This is a genomic window from Phycicoccus sp. M110.8 (assembly GCF_032464895.1).
In the GTDB taxonomy this organism is placed as follows: domain Bacteria; phylum Actinomycetota; class Actinomycetes; order Actinomycetales; family Dermatophilaceae; genus Pedococcus.
In genome coordinates this window covers 419,686-446,218 of record NZ_JAWDIC010000003.1, presented here as the reverse complement: position 1 = coordinate 446,218, position 26,533 = coordinate 419,686, and the positions used below count along the sequence as shown (strand labels likewise).

The window sequence follows — 26,533 nt, the reverse complement described above, 5'->3', positions numbered from 1 at the left end:
GTACTCCGCCCCGGCCACGGTGGGAGCGCTGGTCGAGCAGGCGATCAAGGAGGCCAAGGACGCGCTCTTCACCGCCAGCCGTGGCAGCGCGTCGAACGAGGGCGGAGAGTCGGCAACTCCACTCGACCGTGTCCCCGAGCAGCCGATGGGGAACCGTGCGGGGTTGCCGACGTATGCCGATGCGCTCGAGGAGCTGGCGAACCGCTCACTGGCGTCGGTCACCTCGACCAGCCGCGCGTCGCACTACCGGGTGTACCTGCACCTGTCCACAGACGGGGCCTGGGTCAACGGTGGTCACGCGATCCCGTTGCGGCTGTTGGGGCGGTTCGTCAGCGACGGGGTCGTCCAGCCGGTGTGGGAGACCGAGGGCCGCCCGGTCTCCGTCGGCCGCGGCATGCGGATCCTCCCCGAACGCACGCGACGGCTGGTCGAGGACCGCGACCGCGGGTGCCGGTTCCCCGGGTGCGGGGCGACCCGGTTCGTCGAGGTCCACCACCTGCACGCCTGGGCCGACGGCGGCACCACCGACGAGGACAACCAGGTCAGCCTGTGCCCCCACCACCACGACGCCCTCGACCGCGGCGACTTCACCCTCACCGGCGACCCGACCAGGCCCGACGGCCTCGTCGCCACGAACCGGTACGGCCTACGCGTCCGACCACCGCGGCCCGTCGACACCCGGCCCCCGCCTGGCGGCGACCCACCCATACCCCTCGACGCCTACCAGCCCCCGACCGGCGAAGCCGTGCGCTGGCAGGACCTCGAAATCCTCCCCGACACACCACTCCGAACCCGCTGAGCTCCAGCCGCGCTCACCGACCACCCCGGCGGAAAACGGCGGGCAGGCGCCGGCCCCGGCGGCATACCCTCCAGCCATGTTCCTGCGCCGTGAGACCGCCGCCGACCACGCCGTCGTCCACGCGCTGCACCGCGACGCCTTCGCGCACGGGCCCACGGAGGACGGCCGGCCGGCGAGCGACGGCACGACCGAGGCGCGGCTCGTCGACGAGCTCCGCGCCGAGGGGCACCTCCTCAACGCCATGACCTTCGTCGCCGAGCGGGACGGCGCCGTCGTCGGGCACATCGCCATGAGCGCGGCCACGGTCGACGGCCGCGCCGGTGAGCTCGTGGCGCTCGGGCCGCTCGGCGTCCTGCCCGAGCACCAGCGCACCGGCGTCGGCTCGGCCCTCGTGCACGCCGCGCTCGGGGCTGCCGACGCCCTCGACGTGCGCGGGGTGGTGCTGCTCGGGCACCCCGAGTACTACCCGCGGTTCGGGTTCGGGCCGGCGGTGGAGCACGGGGTCACGCCGCCGCACGACTGGGGACCGCGGTTCTTCCTGCTCCGGCCGCTCACCGCGTGGGGTGAGGGCGTGCGCGGTGCCTTCCGCTACGCGGACCCGTTCGAGCGGGTCGACTGAGCGGGCGCGCCGGGGTCAGTTGGGGTTGTAGCCGCCCTCGGGCTCGCGAGGGGCCAGGCCCAGGCCGCGGCTCAGCGTCGTCTCCCGGCGCACCATGCGGAGACCGAGGCGCAACCGCGCGCACGTGTCCGGGGCGGCGAGCAGCTGCTGGCGTTCGCTCAGCCCCAGCAGCGCGGCCGAACCCACGGCGTACGACAGCTCGGTGGGGTCGTCGGGCCACGGCGCCTCCTGCGCGCCGAGGGCCCTCGCGTAGTCGTCGAGGGCGTCGCGCACCGACTGCGCCAGGTCAGCCGCCTCGACCGGGTCCCCGGTCTCCTCGCCGAGCCACGAGACCTCGCCGGTGAGGTATGCCGTGCCTGCCTCCGTCGCGACCCGGTCCAGGTGGAAGCGGCGACGCCCCTCGCCCAGGACGAGGAACCGGCCGTCCCCGACCGCGGCGGCGCCGCTCACCCGGGCCACGCAGCCGATCTCGTGCAGGTCGCGGGCGGCGTCTGCACCCACCTCGTGTCCGTGCCGGATGGCGACCACGCCGAAGTCCGGCTGGTCGGCGCCGGCGACGAGGTCCTGGAGCATGGCGATGTACCGCGGCTCGAAGACCTGCAGGGGGAGCTCGGCACCGGGCACCAGCACCGTGCCGAGCGGGAACAGCGGGAGCCGCGGCATGGGTACACGGTAGGCGCCAGTGGTCGGCACCGACACCCGTGGGCGACGGGCTACTAGGCTGCCAGCGTGTCGCCCTACGTCGTCGTCGCCGCCGTGGTCGTGGTGGGCCTGCTGCTCTTCGTGGCAGCGATGTCGGCCCGGGCGCTGCTGGCCCCGAAGGCACCGACGCGCGCGAAGCTCACGACGTACGAGTCCGGCGTCGACCCGGTCGGCCAGGGCTGGGCCCAGACCCAGGTGCGCTACTTCGTCTACGCCTTCCTCTACGTCATCTTCGCGGTCGACGCCGTCTACCTGTTCCCGTGGGCCCTGGTCGTCCGCTCCTCGCACCTGGGGGCGGCGTCGCTCGTGGAGATCGCCGTCTTCATCGGCGTCCTGCTCGTCGGTCTGGTGCACGCGGCCCGGCGCGGCCTGCTGAGGTGGCTCTGATGGCGCCGGTCGACCTACCGCTGCCCCGGGTCGGCGCGGCCCAGGACGTCGCACCCACGCCCGTCAAGGTCGTCCTCAACTGGGGCCGGCGCTACTCGCTCTGGGTGTTCAACTTCGGGCTCGCGTGCTGCGCGATCGAGTTCATCGCCGCCTCGATGGCCCGGCACGACTTCATCCGCCTCGGCGTCATCCCGTTCGCGCCCGGGCCGCGGCAGGCCGACCTCATGGTCGTCAGCGGGACGGTGACGGACAAGATGGCGCCTGCCGTCCGGCGGCTCTACGACCAGATGCCCGAGCCGAAGTACGTCATCTCCTTCGGCGCCTGCTCCAACTCCGGTGGCCCGTACTGGGACTCCTACAGCGTGACCAAGGGCGTCGACACGATCCTGCCGGTGGACGTCTACGTCCCCGGCTGCCCGCCACGGCCCGAGGCCCTGCTCCAGGGGATCCTGCGGCTGCAGGAGCAGATCGGCCAGGAGTCGTTGTCCACCAAGGGGATCCGCGCCAAGTACGCCCGGCACCGCACGGCGGCGGCGGGTGAGGTGACGCGCGGCCTCGTCGCGCCCCCGGCCCGTCCGGCGGGGGAGGGGCCGTGAGCGACCCCGCCGCCGTCGACCGGGTCGAGGTGCCCGCGGCCGAGTGGGCGGTCGCCGCGGCAGCCGCCCGTGACGAGGGCTACACCTTCTTCGACTGGCTCACGGCCGTCGACCAGACCGACGCGCCCGAGGACCCCGGGTTCGACGTCGTGTGCCACCTGCTCGACACCGCCACGCCCAGGGCCCTGCGCCGGCGGCTCCTGCGCACGCGAGTGGCCGAGGGGGCGGCGCTCGCCAGCCTGACGCCGGTCTTCCAGGGCGCGGCCTGGCACGAGCGCGAGACGCACGAGATGTTCGGCCTCGACTTCGACGGCTTCGACGACGGCACCGGCCTCGGCCTGCGGCCGCTGCTCCTGCCCGACGGCTTCGAGGGGACCCCCCTGCGCAAGTCCTTCGTCCTGGCCGCGCGCGCCTCCAAGGCGTGGCCGGGCGCCAAGGAGCCCGGCGAGTCCGAGCACGCCCGGCCGACGGGCCGCCGGCGCGTCAGCGCCCCCGGCGTCCCCGACCCCGAGTGGGGGCCGCGGTGACCGCCGTCGAGGTGGTGCTGCGGGCGGTCGGCGTGCTCGCCGCCTTCCTCGTGCTGCCGCTGCTCGTGGGCCAGGCCGAGCACAAGGTGATGGCGCACATGCAGGGCCGGCTCGGCCCGATGTATGCCGGGGGCTTCCACGGGTGGGCCCAGCTGGTCGCCGACGGGGTGAAGTTCGTCCAGAAGGAGGACATCACCCCGGCTGCCGCCGACCGCCGCGTCTTCCGGTTCGCCCCGGCCGTCGCGCTCGTCCCCTACCTCGTCGCGCTGGCCGTCATCCCGCTGTCGCCGTCGGTCGTCGCGGCCGACGTCCCCGCGTCCGCCGTCTTCGTCCTCGCGGTCACGGCGGTCGGGATCCTCGGCACCCTCATGGCCGGGTGGGCCAGCGCCAACAAGTACTCCCTGCTCGGTGGGATGCGGGCCGCCGCGCAGCTGCTGTCCTACGAGCTGCCGATGGTGCTCGCCGTCGCCTCGGTCTGCCTGGCGGCCGGGTCCCTGTCGCTCGGCGGCATCGCCGACGCCTGGCGGCCTGCGTGGCTGCTGTGGCAGCTGCCCGGTGCCGTCGTGTTCCTCGTCGCCGCCGTGGCCGAGCTGCAGCGGCCGCCGTTCGACATGCCGGTGGCCGACTCCGAGATCGTGTTCGGGGCGTACACCGAGTACACGGGGCTGCGGTTCGCGTTCTTCCTGCTGGCCGAGTACGCCGGGATCGTCGTCATGTCACTGCTGTTCGCGGTGCTCTACCTCGGCGGCTGGCACGGGCTGTTCTCCGACCAGCTCGGCTGGCTGTGGACGATGCTCAAGGGGCTCGTCGTCGCCGTGGTGGTCATCTGGTTGCGGGTCGCCTGGCCGCGGCTGCGCGAGGACCAGCTCCAGCGGCTGGCCTGGCTGGTGCTCGTGCCGCTCGCCCTCGCCCAGCTCGCGATCACCGGTGTCTGGGTGGTGGTCACCTCATGAGCTCACCCGCACGCAAGTCCGGGGGCACCGGCATACCCGGCATCCTCAAGGGGCTCGCCACGACGGCGCGTACGCTCGCGACGCCGTCGCACACCGCGGAGTACCCGGACGTCGCGCCGAGCCTGCCGCCGCGCTCGCGCGGGGTCATCGCGCTGCTCGAGGAGAACTGCACGTCGTGCATGCTCTGCGCGCGCGAGTGCCCCGACTGGTGCATCTACATCGACTCGCACAAGGAGACGATCCCGGCGGCGACGCCCGGTGGTCGCGAGCGGCAGCGCAACGTCCTCGACCGGTTCGCGATCGACTTCAGCCTCTGCATGTACTGCGGCATCTGCATCGAGGTCTGCCCGTTCGACGCGCTGCACTGGAGCCCGGAGTTCGAGTACTCCGAGCTCGACATCCGCGACCTGCTGCACGAGAAGGACCGGCTCGGGCAGTGGATGCCGACCGTGCCCCCGCCGCCCGCCCTCGACGAGCACTCGGCCGAGCCCGCCGAGGTCGCGGCCAGCCAGAAGCCGGCCCGCGGCGGATCGCGTCTCGTGCCCCGCGAGCGGCCCGCCCGCGTGCGCCCGGCGCGGGTCGGCGACGAGTCGCCCTCGGGTGCGACCGGCGCGACGCCCCGCGAGGCTGCGGCTGCCGAGGCGCAGGCCACGCCGCCCACCCCGGACGAGGCGGGCGGGGACCAGGCATGACCGGTCTCGACGTCGCGTTCGCCGCCGTCGGCGTCCTCGCCGCCGCCAGCGGGCTGCTCGCCGTGACCACCCGGCACGTCGTGCACGCCGCCCTGTGGCTCGTCGTCTGCCTCGGCTCGGTCGCGGGGTGCTACCTCGTGCTGGGTGCCGAGTTCGTCGCGCTGGTGCAGCTGCTCGTCTACGTCGGCGCCATCGTGGTGCTCGTCCTCTTCGCGCTCATGCTGACCCGGGCGCCGATCGGCCCGAACCGCGAGGTGTCGACCAGCCGGCTGCACCGGGCCCTCGCGGCGGTCCTGGGGGCGGCCGTCACCGCCCTGCTCGGCGCGGCGCTGCTCCCGCTCGCGGGGCCGGCCCGCCCGCGGGTCGAGACGCCGAGCGACCGGCTGGCGGGACAGGTGTTCGGCACCTGGGTGTGGCCGTTCGAGCTGCTCTCGCTGCTGCTGCTCGTCGCCCTCGTCGGCGCGCTGGCCGTCTCGCGGATGGTCGCCCCCGAGCCCGAGACGCCGGTCGTGGCCGCCGACGAGCCGGTCGACCAGCCGGCCGACACGGCAGTCGACGCGGGGGAGCGGGCATGATCCACCTCGCCGGCCCGTACCTGCTCGCCGCCGTCCTCGCGGGTCTGGGCACCTACGGCATCCTGGCCCGCCGCAACGCCGTCCTCGTCCTCATCGGCGTCGAGCTCGTCCTCAACGCCGCCACCGTGCTGCTCGTCTCCGTGTCGGCCTCCGGCGACGAGCGCTGGAACGCCGGGTCGGTCCTGACCCTCTTCGTGATCACCATCGCCGCGGCCGAGGTCTGCGTGGCGCTCGCCGTCGTGCTGGCCGTCTTCCGCCTGCGCGGTGACGTCGACCTCGAGGCGGACCGCCCGTGAGCGGCGCCGCGGCCCGACTGGTCGTCCTCGTCCCCGCCGCCGCCGCGCTGGTGGGCCTGCTGGTCGCACGCCGGCCGCGACCGCGCACCGCCCGGGCCGTCGCCACCGTCGGCTCCCTGCTCACGCTCCTCGTTGCCCTCGTCGAGCTGGTCGCCGTCCACTCGGCCGGTCCGGTGCAGGCGCTGCACCTGCTGCCCTCGCTCGAGGCCGGCGAGCTGCGGATCCCGTTGCAGCTGCAGGCGACCGACGCCCCCGCCCTCGTCGCCGTCGTGGTCGCGGTGGTCGGCTGGGCGGTGCAGGCGTTCGCCGGCTGGTACCTGCGCGACGACGACCGCTACGGCACCTTCGCCGCCACCGTGTCGCTGTTCTGCGCGGGGATGCTGCTCACCGTCCAGTCCGCCGACCTGGTCCTGACCCTGGTCGGGTGGGAGGTCATGGGCTGGTGCTCCTACCTCCTCATCGGCCACTGGAGCCGCAAGGAGTCCGCGCGCCGCGCCGCGCTCAAGGCGTTCCTCGTCACCCGCCTGGCCGACGTCGGGTTCGTGCTCGGGGTGGTGCTGCTCGCCACGGACGCCGGCACCACGGCATACCAGGAGGTGCTCGCGGGGGCGCCCGGGACGCTGTCGAAGGTCGGCATCGCCCTCCTCGTCGTGGGCGTGCTCGGCAAGTCCGGCATGGTGCCGTTCCACGACTGGCTGCCCGACGCGATGGAGGGCCCGACGCCCGCGTCCGCGCTCATCCACGCGGCGACCATGGTCGCCGCGGGCACGTTCGTCCTCGCGCAGCTCTTCGACGTCCTCGTGGCCAGTGACGGGGCGCGGTGGCTGCTCGCGGTGAGCACCGCCGTGACGATGGTGTACGCCGCGGTGCTGGCCTTCGGGCAGTCCGACCTCAAGCGCCTGCTCGCCTACTCGACCCTCTCGCAGGTGGCGCTCATGCTCTCCGCGCTCGCGGTGGGCCCGGCCGACGAGGGTCCGGGCGCCGGGGTGCTGCACCTGTACTCGCACGCGTTCTTCAAGGCGCTGCTCTTCCTCGCGATCGGGTGGCTCAGCGTGACCGTCGGCGGGACCGCCGCGACCGCGCTGCGCGGCAGCCTGCGCGGCCACCTCGTGATCCGCCCGGCCATGTTCGTCGGCCTGCTCTCGCTCGCCGGGGTGCCCCCGCTCGTGGGCTTCGTGTCCAAGGAGCACGTGCTCGGCGCGGCCGAGGCCGGCGTGTCGGCCGGGGACGCCCGTGCCTGGCTGGTGCTCCTCGCCGGCATCGTCACCGTGCCGCTGACCGCCGCCTACTGCATGCGCGCGTGGCTCGTCCTCGACGACCTCGCCACCACCGACGTCACCCGGCACGAGACCGACACGGCCACGCGGCCGGTGCGCACGGCGGTCACCGTCCTGGCGGTGCTGTCGGTGGTCGGGGGCCTGGTCGTCCTGACGCCGCTGCTCGACCTGCGCGGACACATCGGGTGGCTCGTGGCGCTGCTCAGCGTCCTGCTCATCGTGGGCGCTGCGCTCGCGGTGCGCTCGGTCCCGCTCGTCGACGACCCCGACCCCGCCACCAGGCTCGTCGGCGCCCGCCGCCCGCTGTTCGACCGCGGCCTCGGCGTCGACCGGCTCTACGTCGCCGCCGTCGCCACCCCCGTGCTGGCGCTGGCGCGGCTCGTCGTCGTCCTCGACCGGGACGTCGTCGACGCCTACGTGCGCGGCGCCGCGGTCGCCGCCCGCTGGTCCGGCCGTGGTGGCCAGCGGGTGCACGACCGCGAGCGCGCCGCCTCCGGGCTGGCCTGGGTCGTGGCCGGGGTCGTCGCCGTCGCCCTCGCGGGGGTGGCGCTGTGGTGATCCTCGTCAGCCTCGTGGTGCCGGCCGCGGTGGCGGTCTGGCTTCTCACCGCCGGGCGGCGCCTCGGCCACCGGGCCGCGAACGGCGTGGCCACCGCCGCCAGCGTCGTCACCCTCGGCGCCGTCATCGTGGCCGTCATCGTGCGCCCCACCGTCGACAGGGCGTGGGTCCCCTCGCTCGGGCTGCGCTGGCAGCTCGCGGTCGACGGCATCAGCGCACCCCTGTTGCTGATGACCGCGCTGCTCGGGGTCGGCGTCGTGCTGCACACCCTCGACCGGCCGCCCACCGGGGGGACGACCGGCGCCTTCCACGCCTGCCTGCTGCTGGTCGAGTTCGGTGCGCTCGCGACGTTCTACGCCCGCGACGCCGTGCTGTTCTTCGTGGCCTTCGAGCTGGTGCTCGTCCCGATGTGGGTCCTCATCACCCGGTACGGCGACCCCCACGACGCGCGGGCCCGAGCCGACGCCGGCGGCCGCTTCGTCCTCTACACCGCGTTCGGGTCCACCCTGATGCTCGTCGGGATCCTCGCGCTCGTCGCCAAGGCGGGGACCGCCGACCTCGACGTCCTCGCCCAGGGTGGGCGCACCGGCATACCCGTCGGCACCCAGACCCTCGTCGCCGCGCTGCTCGTCGCCGGGCTCGCCGTCAAGGTGCCGGTCTTCCCGCTCCACACCTGGCTGCCCTCCGCGCACACGACGGCCCCCACGGCCGGGTCGGTGCTGCTCGCGGCGGTGCTGCTCAAGATGGGCACGTACGGCCTGGTGCGCCTGCCGATCGCCTCGGTGCCCGAGGGGTTCTCGCGGGTCGCGCCGGTGCTGGCCGTGCTCGGCGCGGTCGGCATCCTGTGGGGAGGCCTCGCCTGCCTCGTCGAGCGCGACCTCAAACGGCTCATCGCGTACTCGTCCGTGGCGCACATGGGCTTCGTCGTCCTCGGCCTGGCCAGCGGCACCCGCACCGGGCTGCAGGCCGCCCTCTTCGCGAACATCGCCCACGGCGTCATCTCGGCGCTGCTCTTCGTCGTCGTCGGCGGCCTCAAGGAGCGCTGGGGCGACGCCGACCTGCGCACCGCCCGCGCTGCCGTCCGCGAGGTCGCGCCGCGGCTCGGCTTCGCGCTCGTCCTCGGGCTCGCCGCGTCCCTGGGGCTGCCCGGGCTCGCCGGGTTCTGGGGCGAGTTCCTCTCCGTGTATGCCGCGTGGTCGCCGGCCGACGACCGGCCCACCGGGCTGTTCCGCGGACTGGCCGTCGTCGCCGCGCTGGGGACGGTGCTGGCCGCGGCCTACGCCCTGCGGGTCGCCCGCACCGTCTGGGCGGGGGAGCGCCGCGAGCCGTTCATCGAGGACAGCCGCGACAGCGAGTGGGACGTCATCGCCGTGCTCGGGCTGGCCACCGTGCTGCTCGGCGTCCTGCCGGGTCCGCTGCTCGCCCTGACCAGCCCGGCCGTCGCCACCCTCGTGGGGGCGGCCCGATGACCACCCTCGTCTCGATCGACTGGTGGGTCCTCGGGCCGGTGCTCGCACCGGCGCTGGGGGCGGTGCTGGTGCTCGTCGTCGACGCGGTCTCGCCCCGGGCCGCCCGGGTCCACGCCGGTCTCGGGCTCCTCGCCCTCGCGGCGGGGGTGGCGCTCACCGTGCCGGGTGCCCTGCAGACCGGCGCCGCACCCCTGCGGACGCTCTGCGTCCCGGCCGTCGCGGGCACCTGCCTCTACGAGGCCGGGCCGGTCGCCAGCGCCCTGCAGCTCGCGGCCCTCGTGTCGGCGTTCGTGGTCCTGCTGCTCGCCTGGCCCGGGCCCCCGCGTCCCGACGGGCTGCGGGGCGGCCCCGCGGTGCAGGTCTGCCTCGTCCTCACCGCGACGGCGGGCGCCTCAGGCGTGGCCGCTGCCCACGACCTCGGGTCGTGGCTGGTCTGCCTCGAGCTCGCCACCCTGCCGGTGGTCGCCCTGGTCGCCCTCCGCGGCACCGACGCGGCCGGGCGGGGCGCCCTCGCGCTGCTGACCACCTCGCTGGTGTCCTTTGCGGTCGTGGTCCTCGGCGTGGCCCTGTGGCTCGTCGCGACGGGCGAGGCCGTCTTCACCCGGGGTGCCGCGGCCGAGGCGCTGGCCGACCCGCACCGGCGGGTGGTGCTGCTGCTCGGCGTGCTGCTGCTCCTCGCCGGGCTCGGCTTCAAGCTCTCCCTCGTGCCGTTCCACGTGTGGACGCCCCAGGCCTACACCGGCGGCAGCGAGCCCGTCGCGGCCTTCCTCGCCGCCACCTCCAAGGTCGCAGCCCTCGCCGCGCTGGTCGTGGTCCTCGGTCCGGTCGCGGAGGCGGGCGGTCCCGTCCTCGCCGCGATCGGCGTGGTCGCCGCCGCCTCCATGACCCTGGGCAACGTCCTCGCGCTCGTCCAGGACGACCCGGTGCGGCTGCTCGCGTGGTCCACCGTGGCGCAGGCCGGCTGGGTGGTGCTGCCCCTGTCGGCTCTCTCCCGGGGGTCGGCTGCAGCGTCAGCCGGCTACCTCGTGGCGTACGTCGTCGCGACGCTCGTCGCCTTCACCGTCGTCCACGTCGTGTCGACGGCGCCGCCGGCGCGTGGTGTCGCGCTCGACCGCCGCACGCTCTCGGCATACACCGGCCTGCTGCGCTCGCACCCGGTCCTCGGCGGCGCGCTGGGGCTCGCGCTGCTGTCGCTGGCCGGGCTCCCGCCCGGCATCGTCGGGCTGGTGGCCAAGGTCGTCGCGCTGCGACCCGTCGTCGGGGGCGAGCAATGGGTCTTGGCCCTGGTCGCGGTGGTCAACGCCGTCATCGGGGTCGCGGTCTACCTGCGCTGGTTCGGGGTGCTCCTGCGGGACCCGGAGTCGGGTCCGAGCGCCGCCGTCGTGCGGCGCGTCCCGCGCCCCGCGCTGGCCGCCCTTCTGCTCTCGGGCGCCCTCCTCGTGGCGACCAGCGTCGCGCCGCAGCTGGTGCTCGGGCTGCTCGACTGAGGCTGGGTGTCCGCTGGGAACGCGGCGGCACCACACGGCGTTGACCGGACATGCACAACCACTTCAACGGGCTGAAGACCGCTGCGCTGTTCGGCGCGATCTTCGCCCTGCTCCTGGCGATCGGCGGCATCATCTCCGCCTCGACCCGCAGCATGTCGTTCCTGTGGATCTTCGCCCTCATCGGTGTCGGCACGACCATCTACGGCTACTGGAACTCCGACAAACTGGCGATCCGTGCCATGCATGCGTACCCCGTCAGCGAGGCCCAGGCGCCGGCGATGTACCGGATCGTGCGAGAGCTGTCGACGGCCGCCGGCCAGCCGATGCCGCGGCTGTTCGTCAGCCCCACCCAGGCGCCGAACGCATTCGCCACCGGCCGCAACCCCGAGAACGCCGCTGTCTGCTGCACCGAGGGCATCCTCGGCATGCTCGACGAGCGTGAGCTGCGCGGGGTCCTCGGCCACGAGCTGATGCACGTCTACAACCGCGACATTCTCACCGGCTCGGTCGCGGCGGCCATCGCCGGCGTCATCACCTCGGTCGCGCAGATGCTGATGTTCGCCAGCATGTTCGGCGGCGGCAGCAGCGACGAGGACCGCCCGAACCCGCTGGTGCTGCTGGCCATGGCGCTGCTCGCGCCGATCGCGGCGATGTTCATCCAGATGGCGATCAGCCGCACCCGTGAGTACGACGCGGACGAGGACGGCGCCAAGCTGACCGGCGACCCGCTGGCCCTCGCGTCGGCGCTGCGCAAGCTGGAGGCCGGCGTGGCCCAGGCGCCGCTGCAGCCGACCCCGGCCCTGCAGAACAGCAGCCACATGATGATCGCCAACCCGTTCCGGCCGCAGGACGTCTCGCGGCTGTTCTCGACCCACCCCCCGATGGCCGAGCGCATCGCCCGGCTCGAGCAGATGGCGTACGGCTTCCGCCAGCGCTGACCCTGCTCTTCCTGCACCGAGGTGTGCCGCGCGGCCGAGTCCTCCGCGCGGCACACCTCTGCGGCGGCGGCCCTCTTCCGCGAAACGGCGGTTGCTCGGCAAACCGCGGGTTGTCGTCCCGCGGGAAGCCGAGCAACCGCCGTTTTGCCGTGTCGTGGAGAGGGTCGCGGAGGCGGACTGCTTGTCCGCAGTTGCAGTTGCAGTTCCTCGTCTGAGTGGGCCCGCCGGTGTGCGGGCCCTTTGCTTTGAGCGGTCCGTTCCGTGTCGTGGTGGTGTGCGCAGCTGGTGGCTCGCGACCGCGACCACCTCGGCCGACAGAAACGAGAGATCCCATGGCACAGGGAACAGTCAAGTGGTTCAACGCTGAGAAGGGCTTCGGCTTCATCGAGCAGGACGGCGGCGGCCCCGACGTCTTCGTCCACTACAGCGCGATCGACTCCAGCGGCTACCGCTCGCTCGAGGACGCCCAGCGCGTCGAGTTCGACATCACGCAGGGCCCCAAGGGTCCGCAGGCCGAGAAGGTCCGCGTCATCTGAGCTCCCGCACCCGGTGAGACCACCGAAGCCCCCGACCAGTCCTGGTCGGGGGCTTCGGCCGTCCGGGGGTCGGCGCAGGTGCAGCACCGACTCCTCAGCGCAGGTGCAGCACCGACATCGTGCGGTTCGCCATGGCGGACTCGCCGAGGGCGTTCGGGTGGACCGGCACGGTGTTGGTGCCGAACAGCACCGGCTCGACCCACCGCGTGCCGATCGGGGTGCAGGCGTCGTGGCCGTCCGACGCCGTCCCGAAGTCGACGAACGTCGTGCCCGTCTCGCTGGCGGCCTTCGCGATGACAGCGTTGAGGTGCGCCTGGAGCGCCCGCAGGTACGGGATGTCGCCCCGGGCGATCGGCATCTTCGCGTAGCAGCTCGCGACGAACGAGCTCGGCACGATCCAGGGGTAGCCGAGGACCGCGACGCGGGCGTTCGGCGCCTTGGCGTGGACGTCGGCCAGGGCCTGCCGGACGGCCGGGTAGGTCTTGGCGTCGATGGCGTCGTCGAAGCTGCTGCCGTACAGGTCCTTGCACGGGCTGCCGTAGCCGAGGGTCGCCGTGCCGGCGCTCCCGCAGGCGACGATGGCGCCGATGAACGTGTTGTTGTCGTTGCCGCCGATGGTGAGGGTGACCAGGTCGGTGCCCGGCCCGAGCGCGTCGAGCTGGGGCGCGACCCCCGGGTACTGGGCTGACCGGAAGTCCTTGGTCTCCGCGGCGCCGCACGTGACGTCGGTGAGCGAGGCGCCGGTCGTCGTCGCGATGACGTGCGGGTAGTTGCTGCTCGAGCGCAGGCACACGGGTGGCGCCGTCGGGTCGGGCGGCCAGACGCCCGACCCGGCCGAGTAGCTGTCGCCGAGGGCGACGTAGTCGACGCCGGCCGCGCTGGCCGGGGTGGCGACGGCGACGGCGGTGGCGGCGAGGGCCAGCCCGGCGAGGGTGGCGGCGACGCGGTGCAGGGGACGGCGCATGGAACAACTCCCTTGTTGTTACCTCGGGTAGGTTACCTACGGGTAGGGATGGTTCCCCAGATCACCCCGCGAGACAACCCCCTCGCCGGCGGGATGGTTGGATCGCCGTATGCCGTCGTTGACCCGCGCCGAGGCCCGCCTGCGTTCCGAGCTGCTCACCGTCGAGCGGATGGAGGTCGACCTCGACCTCGACCGCGGGCCGGAGACGTTCCACTCCCGCACGCGGATCTCCTTCTCCTGCGCCACCCCCGGCGCCTCGACCTTCGTCGACGTCAAGGCCGTGGAGCTGCACTCGCTCGTCCTCAACGGCGAGCCCGTCGACGTCGCCACCCTCGACGACGGCCGCGTCGCGCTGAACGGCCTGGCGGCCGAGAACGTCCTCGAGTGCGAGGCGGTCATGGCCTACAGCCGCGACGGCCAGGGCCTGCACCGGGCGGTCGACCCCGCCGACGACCGGCCGTACGTCTACGGCCACCTGTTCCTCGACGCCGCGCCGCGGGTCTTCGCCTGCTTCGACCAGCCCGACCTCAAGGCGCCCTACGCCATCACCGTGAAGGCCCCGCAGGACTGGACCGTCATCGGCAACGGCGCGGCCACCAGCACCGGGCCGGGGCAGTGGGAGCTTGCCGAGACCAAGCCGCTGGCGACCTACTTCGTCACCGTCTGCGCCGGGCCCTACGCGTCCGTGCGCGCCGAGCACGACGGCATACCGCTCGGCATCCACGCCCGCGCCTCGCTCGCCGACGCGCTCGATCGGGAGGCCCCGCAGATCCTCGAGGTGACGCGGCAGGGGTTCGACTACTACCACTCGCTGTTCGGCATCCGGTACCCGTTCGGGGAGTACCACCAGGTGTTCGTCCCCGAGTTCAACGCCGGCGCCATGGAGAACCCGGGCTGCGTCACGTTCCGCGACACGATGATGTTCCGCGGGGCGGCGACGCACGACGAGGTGCTCGCGCGCTCGAACACCGTCACGCACGAGATGGCGCACATGTGGTTCGGCGACCTCGTGACGATGCAGTGGTGGGACGACCTGTGGCTCAACGAGTCGTTCGCCGAGTACATGGCGCACCGCAGCTGCGTGGCCGCCACCGAGTTCACCGACGCGTGGGTCGACTCCACCATGGCCCGCAAGGTGTGGGGGTATGCCGCGGAGCGCACCCCCTCCACGCACCCGGTCGCCGGCGGGGCGGCGCTCGACGCGGCCGCCGCGCTGCAGGACTTCGACGGCATCTCCTACGCCAAGGGCGCGGCCGTCCTGCGCCAGCTCATCGAGCACATCGGCGACGACGCCTTCGTGGCCGGCGTCTCGGCATACCTGCGCGAGCACTCCTACGGCAACGGCACCCTCGCGGACTTCATCGGGTCCATCGAGCGGGCGGCCGGCACCGACCTGCAGGCCTGGGTGAAGGCCTGGCTGCTGACCGCCGGCGTCGACGTCCTCACGGTGGACCGCGCCACCGGCGTCGTCGAGCGCGTGGTGCCCGAGCGGTTCCCGGCCGACCGTCCGCACACGTTCGACGTCGCCGGCTTCACCGAGGGCGCGGAGGCCTTCCGGGTCGGGGTCACCGTGACGCAGGACCGCACCGAGGTGGACGCGCTGCGCGACCTGCCCGACGACGTCCTCGTGCTCCCCAACGCGGCCGACCTGACCTGGGCGACGGTGACGCTCGACCCGGCGAGCGCGGGACTCGTGCCCGAGCGGCTCGCGGCGGTCCCGGACGCGCAGGCGCGAGCCGTCACGTGGGTCGCGCTGCTCGACGGCGTCTGCCTGGGCACGCTCGACCCGCGCGTCGTCATCGACACCTTCGGTCGCGCCTGGCCGCACGAGCCGAACGAGTCGGTGCTCAACCGCGTCGCCCTCAACCTGGTCGGCAAGGTCGTCCCGGCCTTCCTGCAGCCGGAGGAGCGCGAGGACGCCACGCGGACCGTCGCCGTCGCAGCGGCGCGGGTGCTCGACGCGGCGACGCCCGGCTCCACGCGCGCCCTCGTCGCCGCCCGCTACCTCGCGCGCACCACCGACGACGAGCCCCGCCTGCGCGCGTGGGCCGAGGGTCGCGACCGCCCGGCCGGCCTCGAGGGAGACTCGGACTTCGGCTGGCTCGCCGTGCGCAACCTCGCCGCCCGCGGTCTCGTCGACGGGGACTTCGTGGAGTCGGTGCGGTCGGGCGACGACACCCTGCAGGGGCGGCTGGCCGCGCTGCAGGCCCTCGCGGCGAGGCCGGACGCCGAGTCCAAGGCCTGGGCGTGGGGCGAGCTCACCGCCAACCGTGAGCGGTCCAACTACGAGCTCAACGCGCTGGCGCAGGGGTTCTGGCAGGCGTCGCAGGACGACGTGCTGCGGCCGTATGCCGCGCGCTACGTCGCCGACGTGCCCGCCATGAGCGCGTGGGTGGGGGAGGACGCGCTCGCGCGGGTGGCGACGCTGTCGTTCCCGTGGGTGCTCGTCGAGCCTGCGACCGTGGAGCTCGTGGACTCGGCGCTCGCGCGCGACGACGTCTCGGTCGCCGTGCGCCGGAGCATGGTCGACGCACGGTCCGAGCTCGGGGAGGCGCTGCGCTCGCGCGCCCGGTACGCCTGACGGGGTCGCCCGGCGCCGGCCCGGTGGTTGCGCTCCGAAACCCCTGTGGCGGGTGTTGCTGCAGGTCATCGCGGTGCGCGGCCCTCTCGGATGGCAAGCGAACGGGTCCGGGCGGAGGTACGCTGTGGTCCTACGAGGTCCCCCCGTGATGTCAGTCGACGCGCGCCTCGTCGACGGAGGTGTCACCCAGGTGGTGCGCGCATGAACAGGTTGCACGAGGGCTACGTCCTCGGCGGGCGCTACGAGCTCGGCTCGCGGATCGCCTCGGGTGGCATGGCCGACGTGTGGGCCGCGGTGGACCAGGTGCTCCAGCGTGAGGTCGCCGTCAAGGTGATGCGCCCCGACACCGGCCACGAGGAGCTCTTCGCCCTCCGGTTCCGTGACGAGGCCGTGCACTCGGCGTCCCTCATGCACGCCAACATCGTCACCCTCTTCGACTACGGCGAGGAGGACGGCCTGGCCTACCTTGTCATGGAGCTCGTCCCCGGTGAGCCCCTCTCGACGCTGCTGCGGCGCGAGGGGGCGCAGTCCCCGCTCGTCGTGCGCTCGATCATCGGCCAGGTCGCGATGGCCCTCGGCGTCGCCCACGAGGCGCGCGTCGTCCACCGGGACGTCAAGCCGGCGAACATCATGATGCGCCCCGACGGCATCGCCAAGATCACCGACTTCGGCATCGCCCGCGCGCTCGACGCGGCGGGTCACACCCGCCACGGCGAGATGCTCGGCACGCCCGACTACATCAGCCCCGAGCAGGCGCTGGGCAAGGCAGCCACCGGCGCGAGCGACCTGTACGCCCTCGGCGTCGTGGCGCACGAGATGCTCTCGGGCCGTAGGCCGTTCGACAAGGGCACGCCGATCGCGACCGCCCTCAGCCACGTCACCGAGCCCCCGCCGCCGCTGCCGGAGGGCGTGCCGGACGACCTCGCCGACCTCGTCTGGCGGCTGCTCGCCAAGAACCCGGCCGACCGGCCCGAGAACGCGCGCGCCGTCGCGGTCGAGCTCGGGATGGCCGACGACGAGATCACCGGCCTGGCCCTCGGCCTGGCCGCGGAGCTCGACGAGCAGGTGGAGACGCCCGACGTGGTCCCCGTGACCCAGGCGATGTCGTCGCCCCGCCACAGCGACCCGCGGCCGACCCCGGTTGCGGGCGAGGCCCCGACCTCGTGGGTGGACCTCCCGCTCGGCCGGTCGTCCGGTCGGCACTCGGCAGGAGCGGTGCTCGCCGGGGCCGGCGCCGTGGGCCACGGCGCCGGCGCGCCGGACGTGCCGCACCCGGACGTCGTCGAGCCGGTCGCAGGTGCGGACATGGCCGCGGCCGTGGACGTCGTCAACGTCGTCGACCCCGGCCACGTCGAGGGCCTGGTCAACGGCCCGGCGTCAGCCGACCCGGACGCCACGATCCCCGGCTGAGGCCACGCCTGACCGGCCTCGGTCGTCCAGACGGTGTCGCCGCTCACCTCGGCGGCACCGTCTCGTCATGGAGACGGTGCCGACTGTTTTCTTGACTCGTTCCAGAAAGTGCGCGAGGGTGCCGGTATGCAGTCCCGCACCGATGCCGAGCGCGCCCTGCGCACCGCATCCCTGCGCGTGACGCGCCCGCGGCTGGCGGTGCTGTCCGCCGTGCACGACAACCCCCACGCGGAGACCGACGTCATCGTCGGGGCCGTCCGCGAGGAGCTCGGGCAGGTCTCCACCCAGGCCGTCTACGACGTCCTGCGCGCGCTCACCGCTGCCGGGCTGCTGCGCCGCATCCAGCCGTCCGGCTCGGTGGCCCGCTACGAGTCCCGCGTCGGGGACAACCACCACCACGTCGTCTGCCGCTCCTGCGGGACGATCGCCGACGTCGACTGCGCGGTCGGCCACACGCCCTGCCTCGACGCCTCCGACGACCACGGCTTCACGATCGACGAGGCCGAGGTGACCTACTGGGGCCTGTGCCCTGAGTGCGCCGCCTGAGGCGCGCAGCCGCCCCCCGGCATACCCGACCGTCACACCGACCCACCGACCCACCGACCCACCGACCCACCGAAGAGATCGACGAGAGAGGTACCCCGAGTGAGCGAGCAGTCCGCCACGCAGCAGCACGGCAGCGAGAGCGAGAACCCGGCGATCCCCGCGCCCGAGCCCAAGGGGCACCGGCCGCACACCAACCAGGACTGGTGGCCCAACCAGCTCGACCTGCGGGTGCTGCACCAGCACAGCACCGCCTCGAACCCGCTGGGTGGGTCGTTCGACTACAAGCAGGCCTTCGCCGGCCTGGACGTCGAGGCGCTGAAGGCCGACCTCACCGCCCTCATGACGGACTCCCAGGACTGGTGGCCGGCCGACTTCGGCCACTACGGCGGCCTGTTCATCCGGATGAGCTGGCACTCCGCCGGCACCTACCGGATCGAGGACGGCCGTGGTGGCGGCGGCCAGGGCGCACAGCGCTTCGCCCCCCTCAACAGCTGGCCCGACAACGCCAACCTCGACAAGGCCCGTCGCCTGCTGTGGCCGATCAAGCAGAAGTACGGCTCGGCGATCTCGTGGGCGGACCTGCTCGTCCTCGCCGGCAACGTCGCGCTCGAGTCGATGGGCTTCGAGACGTTCGGCTTCGGCTTCGGGCGCGAGGACGTCTTCGAGCCCGAGGAGATCTACTGGGGACCCGAGGACACGTGGCTGGGCGACGAGCGCTACAGCGGTGAGCGCGAGCTCTCCAACCCGCTCGGTGCGGTCCAGATGGGCCTGATCTACGTCAACCCGGAGGGCCCCAACGGCGAGCCCGACCCGCTGAAGGCCGCGCGCGACATCCGCGAGACGTTCCGCCGGATGGCGATGAACGACGAGGAGACCGTGGCCCTGATCGCCGGCGGCCACTCGTTCGGCAAGACCCACGGCGCGGCCTCGGCCGAGTACGTCGGCCGCGAGCCCGAGGGCTGCCCCATCGACCACCAGGGCCTGGGCTGGAAGAACACCTACGGCTCCGGCAAGGCCGGCGACACGATCACCAGTGGCCTCGAGGTGACCTGGAGTGCGACGCCGACCCAGTGGGGCGCGGGCACGGGCTTCTTCGACCGGCTCTTCGGCCATGAGTGGGAGCTCACCAAGAGCCCGGCCGGCGCGTGGCAGTGGGTCGCCAAGGACGCCGACGAGATCACCCCCGACGCGTTCGACCCGGCGAAGAAGCACCGCCCGACGATGCTCACCACCGACCTCGCTCTGCGCGTGGACCCGGCCTACGAGCCCATCTCCCGACGGTTCCACGAGAACCCCGACGAGTTCCGGCTCGCGTTCGCCAAGGCCTGGTACAAGCTGCTCCACCGCGACATGGGCCCGGTCTCGCGCTTCCTCGGGCCGTGGGTCCCGGAGGCCCAGGTGTGGCAGGACCCGGTCCCGGCCGTCGACCACGATCTCGTCGACGCCTCGGACGTCGAGGAGCTCAAGACCGCGCTGCTCGACTCGGGCCTGACCGTCACCCAGCTCGCCGCCACGGCGTGGGCCTCGGCATCCAGCTTCCGCGGCACCGACAAGCGCGGTGGTGCCAACGGCGCCCGCATCCGCCTGGAGCCGCAGCGCAGCTGGGAGGCCAACAACCCCGAGCAGCTCGCCCGCGCGCTCGAGGCGCTCGAGAAGGTCCAGCGCGAGTTCAACGACAAGCAGACCGGGGGCAAGCGCATCTCGCTCGCCGACCTCATCGTCCTCGGTGGCGTGGCCGCCGTGGAGCAGGCGGCCCGCGTGGGCGGCCACGAGGTCAGCGTCCGGTTCACGCCGGGTCGCACCGACGCCACCCAGGAGCAGACGGACGTCGAGTCCTTCTCGGTGCTCGAGCCGCGGGCCGACGGCTTCCGCAACTACGTGCGCGAGGGCGAGAAGCTGCCGCTGGAGACGCTCCTGCTCGACCGCGCCTACATGCTGCAGCTGACGGCGCCGGAGATGACGGTGCTCGTCGCCGGCCTTCGTGCGCTCGGTGTCTCCGCCGGGGACGCGGCGCACGGTGTCCTCACCGACCGCGCCGGGGCACTGACGAACGACGTGCTCGTCAACCTCCTCGCGCCGGGCACCGAGTGGAAGACCTCGCAGACCGACGAGAACGTCTATGAGCTCACCGACGTCGCCACCGGTGAGACGAAGTGGACCGCCACCCCGGTCGACCTGGTCTTCGGCTCGAACTCGCAGCTGCGGGCCATCGCCGAGGTCTACGCCGGCGCCGACGCCCAGCAGAAGTTCGTCGACGACTTCGCCGCCGCGTGGGCCAAGGTCATGGAGCTCGACCGCTTCGACCTGCGCTGACCCCACCGCCGGGCGCGAGCCCGGCCGCACGCGCCCGTATGCCGCGTGGTCGTCGCGACCACGCGGCATACGCGCGTCGGGGCCCCTCCCCAGAGCCTCGGGAGGGCGACGGGTAAGGACTGTGCCAAGGAAGCCCCACGGCCCCGCCGCGCGCTGCTAGGTTGCGCTCGCTTCATTCACGCCCAGGGGAGGACGGCGCAGATGCGCGCACGACTTTCGCGGGTCGGGGGGATCGTCGCGGCGGCCGTGCTGGCCACCGGTGTCCTCGCCGCTCCCGCGCACGCGGAACCATCACAGCTCGACGGCACCATCACGTCCGCAGCCACCGGGGACCCGGTCGCCGGCTGCGCCAACGTGTACGACCTGGCCTACACCTGGGTCGGTGGGGGCTGCAGCGACGACACCGGGCACTGGGTCGTCGACGGCGTCGAGTCCGGGACGGCCTACAAGGTCGAGGTCTACGGACAGGACTCGGTCTACGCCACGCAGTGGAGCGGGGGTGGCGCGTCCTTCGACGAGGCCACGCCGGTGACCGCGCCGGCGACCGTCGACACCGCCCTCGCGTACTCCCGGGAGGTGGGCGACGCGCAGATCGGCGGGACCATCACCGCGGACGACACCGGCAACCCTCTCCCGGGCTGCGTCACGGTCTACACGGAGGCGCTCGACTTCGTCGGGTCGACGTGCGCGGGCGACGACGGCACCTGGTCGGTCGGGCAGCTGGTCGCCGGTGCCGGGTACAAGGTCGAGGTCAGCGCCTACGACGACCAGCACGTCGGCGAGTGGGCCCAGGACGCTGCCTCGTTCGAGGACGCCCAGGCGGTCACCGCGCCGGCCACCGTGGACGTGGGCCTGGCGCTCGGCGGCCACCTGCAGGGCACGCTGACTCGCGTCGATGGCCAGCCGGCACAGTGGGCGCAGGTGGACGTCTCGACCACGGGCGAGAACGCCCGCACCGAGGCGTTCGCCCAGACCGACGACAGCGGCCACTGGAGCGCCCTGGTCCGGCCGGGTGAGTACACCGTGCAGTTCACCGATTGGCCCGCCAGCCAGTGGGCGTTCGGCCAGACGACGCCGGACGCCGCCGACCACTTCACGGTCGCCGCGGGCGACACCGTGCAGGTCGACGACCAGTTCCTGCCTGCCGCGAAGGTGCAGGGCACGGTCCGCAGCGACGCCACGGGCCAGCCGGTCGGCGGCGCCTGCGTCACCGTGTACGCGCCCGGGTCCGACGTCGACAACCTCCAGTGGGCCGGAGAGGGGTGCGTCGACGACACCGGCGCCTACTCTGTCGACGTCAGCCAGCCGGGCGACTACATCGCCGAGTTCACCGACCCGCAGGGGCGGTACGTCTCGGAGTTCTCCGGCGACACCCGGGTCGTCGGGCAGGCTGCCGAGTTCTCCGTGGCACGCGGCACGCCCGCCACGGTCGACGCCTCCCTGGCCACGGGCGCCACCCTCACCGGGCTCGCCGTGGACGCGAAGACCGGCGCCGTCCTGTCCGACGTCTGCCCCAACGCCTACCTCGGCCGCACCGGTGGCTGGGTCCGCGGCTCGGTGTCCGGGTGCAGCGGCGCCGACGGTCGCTGGACCGTGCGCGGGCTGCCTGCAGGATCAGTCACCCTCGCCGTCCAGCAGGTGACCCAGGAGTCCGCCTACTCCCTCACGTGGGCGTTCAAGGCGACCTCGCAGGCGACCGCCGACCTGATCACGGTGAAGGCGGGGGCGACGACCTCGGTCCGCAACGTGCAGATGATGCCGGGCGGCACGGTCAGCGGCACCATCACCGGCCCCGACGGGCAGCCCGTGGCCGACGCCTGGGTCAACGTGGGCGCCGGCTTCCCGGGCCGCGCCGGTCCGGGTGAGGGCCGCTGGTCCGCCAAGACCGGCTCCGACGGTCGGTACACCGTGCACGGGGTTCCCCCGGGGACGTACACCGCGTTCGTCTACACGGAGAACTACTCCGGCGACCTCGCGCCCGAGTGGTCCGGCGACGCGACCACGGCAGCGACCGCCCAGTCGTTCAAGGTCAAGGCCCTCAAGGACGTGCGGTTCGACGCCCAGCTGGCGCCCGCCTCGAAGATCTCGGGCACGGTGCTCCAGCCGGACGGCAGCCCGGTCGACCGCTACCTCGTGGGCATGGTCTTCGCCGCGGACGGGTCGTACATCGGCGACTTCGACGTCTACGGCGGTCCGGACTTCACGACGAGCGCGCTGCCGGCCGGCAGCTTCACGCTCCAGCTGATGGATCCCGAGACAGGGCAGTCGTGGTGGTACGACGGGGCGACCGACCGCGCGCACGCCACGGCCGTCCCGCTCGGGGTGGGGGAGCAGGCACAGGTGACGGTGCACCTGCCCTGACCCGGCCCGCACACAGGTATGCCGCGTGGTCACCGTGACCACGCGGCATACCTGTGCCCGCGGGCGCCGTCGCGCCGCAAGGGTGCTCCCGCGGGCGCGACCCCGCAGGCCTCAGCGGTAGTTGGTGAAGGTGAGGGCGACGTCGAGGTCGTCCTTGCCCTTGAGGAGCGCCTGCACCGCCTGGAGGTCGTCGCGGGACTTGCTGGTGACCCGCAGCTCGTCGCCCTGGATCTGCGACTTGACCGACTTGGGCCCCTCGTCGCGGATGATCTTGTTGATCTTCTTGGCGTTCTCCTGGCTGATGCCCTCCTTGAGGCCCAGCTCGAGGCGGTACTCCTTGCCGGAGAGCTGCGGTCCGCGCTCGGGGACGTCGAGGTGCTTGAGCGAGACCTTGCGCTTGACCAGCCAGGTCTGGAACACGTCGAGGACGGCGTTGGCGCGCTCCTCGGTGTTGGCCTTGATGATCACCTTGTCCTGGCCGCTGGCCTCGATCGAGGCGCCGACGTTCTTGAAGTCGTACCGCGTGGCGACCTCGCGCGAGGCGCTGTTGAGGGCGTTGGCGACCTCCTGGTGGTCGATCTTGCTGACGATGTCGAACGAGCTGTCGGCCATGGGTGGGTCCTTCCTGTGGCGCCGGCGGCCCCGTGCGGGCGGCCCACGTCGGCGCCGGTTTCGGCAATCGTGGTGGTCCTTGCTATCCTTCCACGCGCACCAGGCGGGTTGCCCGAGCGGCCAATGGGAGCGGACTGTAAATCCGTCGCGAAAGCTTCGAAGGTTCGAATCCTTCACCCGCCACCACGTGCACAGAAGGGCCTCTGGCCAGCGGAAACGCCGGCCGGAGGCCCTTTCTCCTTGCCGGGCACGGGGAGGTGCGCCGCAAGGACTGCGGCGAAATCGCACGCCCCTGACCCGCGGAATCGCGACACTCCGTCGGCACCGTGGCCACCGCCCGCGCGCGGCGGGTCATCGGCCGACGCTCGGCAGCCATCAGACCCAGCGCAGCAGCGCCTGATGGCTTCAGCGCACGAGGCAGGGGCGCTTGGCGTCGAAGGTCCAGTCCTCGACGAGGTACTGCATGGCGATGGCGTCGTCGCGCGCTCCGAGGCCGTGCTCGAGGTAGAGCTCGTTCGCCGCGGCCAGGGCGTCACGGTCGAGCTGGACGCCGAGGCCGGGGGAGGACGGCACCTCGATCGCCCCGTCCTTGATCTGTAGCGGATCAGTCGTGAGGGCCTGGCCGTCCTGCCAGATCCAGTGCGTGTCGAGGGCCGTGATCTCGCCGGGGGCTGCCGCGCCCACGTGCGTGAACATGGCGAGGGAGATGTCGAAGTGGTTGTTCGAGTGCGACCCCCAGGTGAGGCCGAAGTCGTTGCACAGCTGCGCGACCCGGACGGAGCCGGACATGGTCCAGAAGTGCGGGTCGGCGAGCGGAATGTCGACCGCGTCGGTCCGGACGGCGTGGGCCATCTCGCGCCAGTCCGTGGCGATCATGTTGGTGGCGGTGCGCAGTCCGGTGGCCCGCTTGAACTCCACCATCGTCTCCCGACCTGAGAAGCGCCCTTCCGCACCCACCGGGTCCTCGGCATACGCGAGCACGTCGCCCAGGCTGCTGCACAGGCGCACGGCCTCGTCGAGGAGCCAACCCCCGTTGGGGTCCAGCGTGATCCGGGCGTCGGGGAACCGTTGTGCCAGGGCCGTGACGGCCGCGACCTCCTCCTCCCCGGCGAGCACGCCACCCTTGAGCTTGAAGTCGTTGAATCCGTAACGCTCCTGAGCCGCCTCGGCCAGGGCCACGACCGACTCCGGCGTCATCGCCTCGCGGCGACGCAGCTGGGACCAACCGTCGCCAGCAGTGTCGTCGACCACGTAAGGCAGGTCGGTGCGTCCCGCATCGCCGACGTAGAAGAGGTACCCGAGCATCGGGACGTGCGAGCGCTGTTGTCCGTCCCCGAGAAGCTCCGCGACCGGGACACCGAGCTGCTGTCCCATGAGGTCGAGCAGCGCAGACTCGAGGCCGGTCACGGCGTGCACCGTCGTCCGCAGGTCGAAGGTCTGGATGCCCCTGCCGCCGGAGTCGCGGTCGGCGTAGGTTGCCGAGACGCTCCGCAGCAGCTGCCGGTAACGTGCGACCTCCTTGCCCTGCAGCAGCTCTGCGGCCTCGCGGACGGTGCCGGCGATCCTTTCCCCACCGGGTACCTCGCCCAGCCCGACCCGGCCGTCACTGTCGGTGACGATGACGATGTTGCGGGTGAAGAAGGGGCCGTGGGCGCCGCTGAGGTTGAGCAGCATGCTGTCGTGGCCGGCGACGGGCACCACCTCGACGGTGGCGATGGTCGAAGACATGGTGGGGATCCTGTCAGTTCCAGGTGGGGTTCAGGCGGCCGTCGATGCGCTGGGCGACGCCCCAGGGGTTGTCGTCACGGATGGCCGGCGGCAGGAGCGCGGCCGGTACGTCCTGGTAGGCGACTGGCCGCTGGAACCGGTAGATGGCGAGGGAGCCCACGGAGGTGGAGCGGGAGTCGCTGGTGGCAGGGAACGGTCCGCCGTGCACCATGGCGTGCCCGACTTCGACACCGGTCGGCCAGCCGTTGAACAGGATCCTTCCGGCCTTGGTCTCCAGCAGGGGCAGGAGACGTCGGGCCTCCGCCTCGTCGCTGGGCGCCGCGTGCACCGTGATGGTCAGCTGTCCCTCGAGGCGGCCGACCGACTCGACCAGCTCCGTGGGGTCGCTCCAGCGGACCACGAGACCGGCTGCCCCGAAGACCTCCTCGGTGACGGCGGGCTCCTCCCGCAGGACCTGGGTGGTGGTCGAGGCGAGCAGCGGCGCTGGCGCGTTGGTCACCTCTCCCCGACGACCCTCGGCCTCGACGGTGACTCCGGACGTCGAGCGCAGCGCCTCGACGCCGGTGTCGTACGCCTCCGCGATGCCCGTGGTGAGCATCGTCTGCCCACTGGTCTCGCGGACCGCTGTCGCCGCTGCCGCCAGGAACGCGTCCCCGTCCGGTCCTGCCGGCACGAACGTGATCCCGGGGTTCGTGCAGAACTGGCCCGATCCCAGGACGAGCGAGCCGACGTATGCCGCGGCCAAGGCATCCGCACGGCCCTCACCGATGCTGCCGGGCAGCACGACGACGGGGTTGACGGAGCTCATCTCGGCGAACACGGGGATGGGCTCGCGACGCTCCGCGGCCGCTGCGACGAGCGCCAGGCCTCCCGCTCGTGAGCCGGTGAAGCCGACGGCCTTGATCCGGGGGTCGCGCACGAGGGCCTGGCCGATCTCGTTGCCCTGCCCGAAGACGAGCGAGAAGAGGCCGGCGGGGAGCCCGCACGAGGCGACGGCTCGCGCCACCGCTGCGCCGACCAGCTCGCTGGTGCCCGGGTGCGCGTTGTGTGCCTTCACGACGACCGGGCACCCTGCGGCCAGCGCCGACGCGGTGTCGCCGCCCGCGACCGAGAACGCCAGGGGGAAGTTGCTCGCCCCGAAGACGGCCACCGGCCCCAGCGGCACCTGGCGCTGTCGGATGTCCGCTCGGGGCAGCGGTGTGCGCACGGGCAGCGCCGGGTCGATACGGGCCTCGAGGTGGTCGCCGAGGCGCACCACGTCGGCGAACATCGTGAGCTGACCGGTGGTGCGGGCCAGCTCGCCGGTCAGGCGGGCGGTGGGAAGGCCAGACTCGGCGACGGCGCGGTCGATGATGGCCGCCGCGTCCGCCTCGATCTCCTCGGCGACCCGCTCCAGAAAGACGGCGCGTACGGCGGGGGAGGTCGCGCGGTACTCGTCGAACGCCTCGGCGGCGGCCTGGGTCGCAGCCTGGAGCTGCTGCTCGTCGAGGGAGCTGTACTCCGGCTCGAGCGGCTGGCCCGTTGCCGCGTCGAGGCCCGCCGCGCCCTTGAGGTGGCCGACCACGGGGGAGCCGGCGATCAGCGAGTGTCCGGTGAGGGTGGTCATG

General features: G+C 73.1%; 24 protein-coding genes and 1 tRNA gene. 20 read left to right on the top strand and 5 right to left on the bottom strand.

The window, feature by feature from the left end:
• Positions 1-799: HNH endonuclease signature motif containing protein (locus tag RKE38_RS15395; RefSeq protein ID WP_316008343.1), on the top strand; the 799-nt coding region annotated here is incomplete at its 5' end.
• A gap of 76 nt (positions 800-875) precedes the next feature.
• Complete coding sequence (locus tag RKE38_RS15390) at positions 876-1,418, top strand: N-acetyltransferase (RefSeq protein WP_316008342.1); 543 nt, start codon at positions 876-878, stop codon at positions 1,416-1,418.
• Positions 1,419-1,433: 15 nt separating this feature from the next.
• Here RKE38_RS15390 and RKE38_RS15385 read toward each other — a convergent pair whose 3' ends face one another.
• A complete protein-coding gene (locus RKE38_RS15385) occupies positions 1,434-2,081 on the bottom strand; it encodes an LON peptidase substrate-binding domain-containing protein (protein WP_316008341.1) in 648 nt (215 codons plus the stop codon).
• A gap of 66 nt (positions 2,082-2,147) precedes the next feature.
• Here RKE38_RS15385 and RKE38_RS15380 point away from each other — a divergent pair, with 66 nt between their 5' ends.
• The 12 genes from RKE38_RS15380 (at position 2,148) to RKE38_RS15325 (ending at position 12,411) form a co-directional block, all read left to right on the top strand.
• Positions 2,148-2,507 (top strand): NADH-quinone oxidoreductase subunit A, encoded by a 360-nt coding sequence (locus RKE38_RS15380; protein WP_316008340.1) that lies wholly within the window; start codon positions 2,148-2,150, stop codon positions 2,505-2,507.
• Positions 2,507-3,103 (top strand): NADH-quinone oxidoreductase subunit B family protein, encoded by a 597-nt coding sequence (locus RKE38_RS15375; RefSeq protein WP_316008339.1) that lies wholly within the window; start codon positions 2,507-2,509, stop codon positions 3,101-3,103. Before RKE38_RS15380 ends, RKE38_RS15375 begins: the two co-directional genes overlap by 1 nt.
• On the top strand, positions 3,100-3,630 hold the full coding sequence (locus RKE38_RS15370; protein ID WP_410055469.1) for an NADH-quinone oxidoreductase subunit C: 531 nt from the start codon (positions 3,100-3,102) through the stop codon (positions 3,628-3,630). Before RKE38_RS15375 ends, RKE38_RS15370 begins: the two co-directional genes overlap by 4 nt.
• Positions 3,627-4,583: a complex I subunit 1 family protein gene (locus tag RKE38_RS15365; RefSeq protein WP_316008338.1), complete on the top strand. Its 957-nt coding sequence runs from the start codon at positions 3,627-3,629 to the stop codon at positions 4,581-4,583. The genes RKE38_RS15370 and RKE38_RS15365 overlap by 4 nt, the downstream gene beginning before the upstream one ends.
• A complete protein-coding gene (locus RKE38_RS15360; RefSeq protein WP_316008337.1) occupies positions 4,580-5,275 on the top strand; it encodes an NADH-quinone oxidoreductase subunit I in 696 nt (231 codons plus the stop codon). The genes RKE38_RS15365 and RKE38_RS15360 overlap by 4 nt, the downstream gene beginning before the upstream one ends.
• The gene (locus tag RKE38_RS15355; RefSeq protein ID WP_316008336.1) at positions 5,272-5,850 is read left to right on the top strand and encodes an NADH-quinone oxidoreductase subunit J; all 579 of its coding nucleotides are present in this window, start codon (positions 5,272-5,274) and stop codon (positions 5,848-5,850) included. The genes RKE38_RS15360 and RKE38_RS15355 overlap by 4 nt, the downstream gene beginning before the upstream one ends.
• Positions 5,847-6,146: an NADH-quinone oxidoreductase subunit NuoK gene (gene nuoK, locus RKE38_RS15350; protein WP_316008335.1), complete on the top strand. Its 300-nt coding sequence runs from the start codon at positions 5,847-5,849 to the stop codon at positions 6,144-6,146. Before RKE38_RS15355 ends, nuoK begins: the two co-directional genes overlap by 4 nt.
• Positions 6,143-7,981, top strand: a complete 1,839-nt coding sequence (locus tag RKE38_RS15345; RefSeq protein WP_316008334.1) for an NADH-quinone oxidoreductase subunit L — start codon at positions 6,143-6,145, stop codon at positions 7,979-7,981. Before nuoK ends, RKE38_RS15345 begins: the two co-directional genes overlap by 4 nt.
• On the top strand, positions 7,975-9,450 hold the full coding sequence (locus RKE38_RS15340; protein WP_316008333.1) for an NADH-quinone oxidoreductase subunit M: 1,476 nt from the start codon (positions 7,975-7,977) through the stop codon (positions 9,448-9,450). Before RKE38_RS15345 ends, RKE38_RS15340 begins: the two co-directional genes overlap by 7 nt.
• Positions 9,447-10,937 (top strand): NADH-quinone oxidoreductase subunit N, encoded by a 1,491-nt coding sequence (locus RKE38_RS15335; RefSeq protein ID WP_316008332.1) that lies wholly within the window; start codon positions 9,447-9,449, stop codon positions 10,935-10,937. Before RKE38_RS15340 ends, RKE38_RS15335 begins: the two co-directional genes overlap by 4 nt.
• A 50-nt stretch (positions 10,938-10,987) precedes the next feature.
• Complete coding sequence (gene htpX / locus RKE38_RS15330; RefSeq protein WP_316008331.1) at positions 10,988-11,875, top strand: zinc metalloprotease HtpX; 888 nt, start codon at positions 10,988-10,990, stop codon at positions 11,873-11,875.
• Positions 11,876-12,207: 332 nt separating this feature from the next.
• On the top strand, positions 12,208-12,411 hold the full coding sequence (locus RKE38_RS15325) for a cold-shock protein (protein WP_316008330.1): 204 nt from the start codon (positions 12,208-12,210) through the stop codon (positions 12,409-12,411).
• Between the two features lie 94 nt (positions 12,412-12,505).
• Here the strand turns inward: RKE38_RS15325 and RKE38_RS15320 are convergent, their stop codons facing one another.
• Entirely contained in the window at positions 12,506-13,375 is an 870-nt protein-coding gene (locus RKE38_RS15320; protein ID WP_316008329.1) for an SGNH/GDSL hydrolase family protein, read from the bottom strand.
• A gap of 109 nt (positions 13,376-13,484) precedes the next feature.
• Here RKE38_RS15320 and pepN point away from each other — a divergent pair, with 109 nt between their 5' ends.
• The 5 genes from pepN to RKE38_RS15295 all read left to right on the top strand — a co-directional run bounded on the left by pepN (position 13,485) and on the right by RKE38_RS15295 (position 22,586).
• A complete protein-coding gene (pepN, locus tag RKE38_RS15315) occupies positions 13,485-15,956 on the top strand; it encodes an aminopeptidase N (protein ID WP_316008328.1) in 2,472 nt (823 codons plus the stop codon).
• Between the two features lie 201 nt (positions 15,957-16,157).
• Complete coding sequence (locus RKE38_RS15310) at positions 16,158-17,366, top strand: serine/threonine-protein kinase (protein ID WP_316008327.1); 1,209 nt, start codon at positions 16,158-16,160, stop codon at positions 17,364-17,366.
• Between the two features lie 126 nt (positions 17,367-17,492).
• Entirely contained in the window at positions 17,493-17,912 is a 420-nt protein-coding gene (locus tag RKE38_RS15305; protein ID WP_316008326.1) for a Fur family transcriptional regulator, read from the top strand.
• A gap of 99 nt (positions 17,913-18,011) precedes the next feature.
• Complete coding sequence (gene katG, locus RKE38_RS15300) at positions 18,012-20,225, top strand: catalase/peroxidase HPI (RefSeq protein ID WP_316008325.1); 2,214 nt, start codon at positions 18,012-18,014, stop codon at positions 20,223-20,225.
• A gap of 201 nt (positions 20,226-20,426) precedes the next feature.
• Positions 20,427-22,586: a carboxypeptidase regulatory-like domain-containing protein gene (locus RKE38_RS15295; protein ID WP_316008324.1), complete on the top strand. Its 2,160-nt coding sequence runs from the start codon at positions 20,427-20,429 to the stop codon at positions 22,584-22,586.
• Positions 22,587-22,697: 111 nt separating this feature from the next.
• Here the strand turns inward: RKE38_RS15295 and RKE38_RS15290 are convergent, their stop codons facing one another.
• Entirely contained in the window at positions 22,698-23,198 is a 501-nt protein-coding gene (locus tag RKE38_RS15290) for a YajQ family cyclic di-GMP-binding protein (protein WP_310153918.1), read from the bottom strand.
• Between the two features lie 102 nt (positions 23,199-23,300).
• Between RKE38_RS15290 and RKE38_RS15285 the strand changes: the two genes are divergently transcribed.
• Positions 23,301-23,384: transfer RNA gene (locus tag RKE38_RS15285), tRNA-Tyr, on the top strand.
• A 219-nt stretch (positions 23,385-23,603) separates the two neighbouring features.
• Here the strand turns inward: RKE38_RS15285 and RKE38_RS15280 are convergent.
• Positions 23,604-24,926, bottom strand: a complete 1,323-nt coding sequence (locus RKE38_RS15280) for an enolase C-terminal domain-like protein (protein WP_316008323.1) — start codon at positions 24,924-24,926, stop codon at positions 23,604-23,606.
• 13 nt (positions 24,927-24,939) lie between these two features.
• A complete protein-coding gene (locus tag RKE38_RS15275; protein ID WP_316008322.1) occupies positions 24,940-26,532 on the bottom strand; it encodes an aldehyde dehydrogenase (NADP(+)) in 1,593 nt (530 codons plus the stop codon).
• Position 26,533 lies beyond the last annotated feature (1 nt).

Coding starts and splice junctions, on each gene's coding strand:
- RKE38_RS15390 (WP_316008342.1), top strand. CDS start 876: ATGTTCCTGCGCCGTGAGACCGCCGCCGACCACGCCGTCGTCCACGCG.
- RKE38_RS15385 (WP_316008341.1), bottom strand. CDS start 2,081: ATGCCGCGGCTCCCGCTGTTCCCGCTCGGCACGGTGCTGGTGCCCGGT.
- RKE38_RS15375 (WP_316008339.1), top strand. CDS start 2,507: ATGGCGCCGGTCGACCTACCGCTGCCCCGGGTCGGCGCGGCCCAGGAC.
- RKE38_RS15360 (WP_316008337.1), top strand. CDS start 4,580: ATGAGCTCACCCGCACGCAAGTCCGGGGGCACCGGCATACCCGGCATC.
- RKE38_RS15355 (WP_316008336.1), top strand. CDS start 5,272: ATGACCGGTCTCGACGTCGCGTTCGCCGCCGTCGGCGTCCTCGCCGCC.
- nuoK (WP_316008335.1), top strand. CDS start 5,847: ATGATCCACCTCGCCGGCCCGTACCTGCTCGCCGCCGTCCTCGCGGGT.
- RKE38_RS15335 (WP_316008332.1), top strand. CDS start 9,447: ATGACCACCCTCGTCTCGATCGACTGGTGGGTCCTCGGGCCGGTGCTC.
- htpX (WP_316008331.1), top strand. CDS start 10,988: ATGCACAACCACTTCAACGGGCTGAAGACCGCTGCGCTGTTCGGCGCG.
- RKE38_RS15325 (WP_316008330.1), top strand. CDS start 12,208: ATGGCACAGGGAACAGTCAAGTGGTTCAACGCTGAGAAGGGCTTCGGC.
- RKE38_RS15320 (WP_316008329.1), bottom strand. CDS start 13,375: ATGCGCCGTCCCCTGCACCGCGTCGCCGCCACCCTCGCCGGGCTGGCC.
- pepN (WP_316008328.1), top strand. CDS start 13,485: ATGCCGTCGTTGACCCGCGCCGAGGCCCGCCTGCGTTCCGAGCTGCTC.
- RKE38_RS15310 (WP_316008327.1), top strand. CDS start 16,158: ATGAACAGGTTGCACGAGGGCTACGTCCTCGGCGGGCGCTACGAGCTC.
- RKE38_RS15305 (WP_316008326.1), top strand. CDS start 17,493: ATGCAGTCCCGCACCGATGCCGAGCGCGCCCTGCGCACCGCATCCCTG.
- RKE38_RS15295 (WP_316008324.1), top strand. CDS start 20,427: ATGCGCGCACGACTTTCGCGGGTCGGGGGGATCGTCGCGGCGGCCGTG.
- RKE38_RS15290 (WP_310153918.1), bottom strand. CDS start 23,198: ATGGCCGACAGCTCGTTCGACATCGTCAGCAAGATCGACCACCAGGAG.
- RKE38_RS15280 (WP_316008323.1), bottom strand. CDS start 24,926: ATGTCTTCGACCATCGCCACCGTCGAGGTGGTGCCCGTCGCCGGCCAC.
- RKE38_RS15275 (WP_316008322.1), bottom strand. CDS start 26,532: ATGACCACCCTCACCGGACACTCGCTGATCGCCGGCTCCCCCGTGGTC.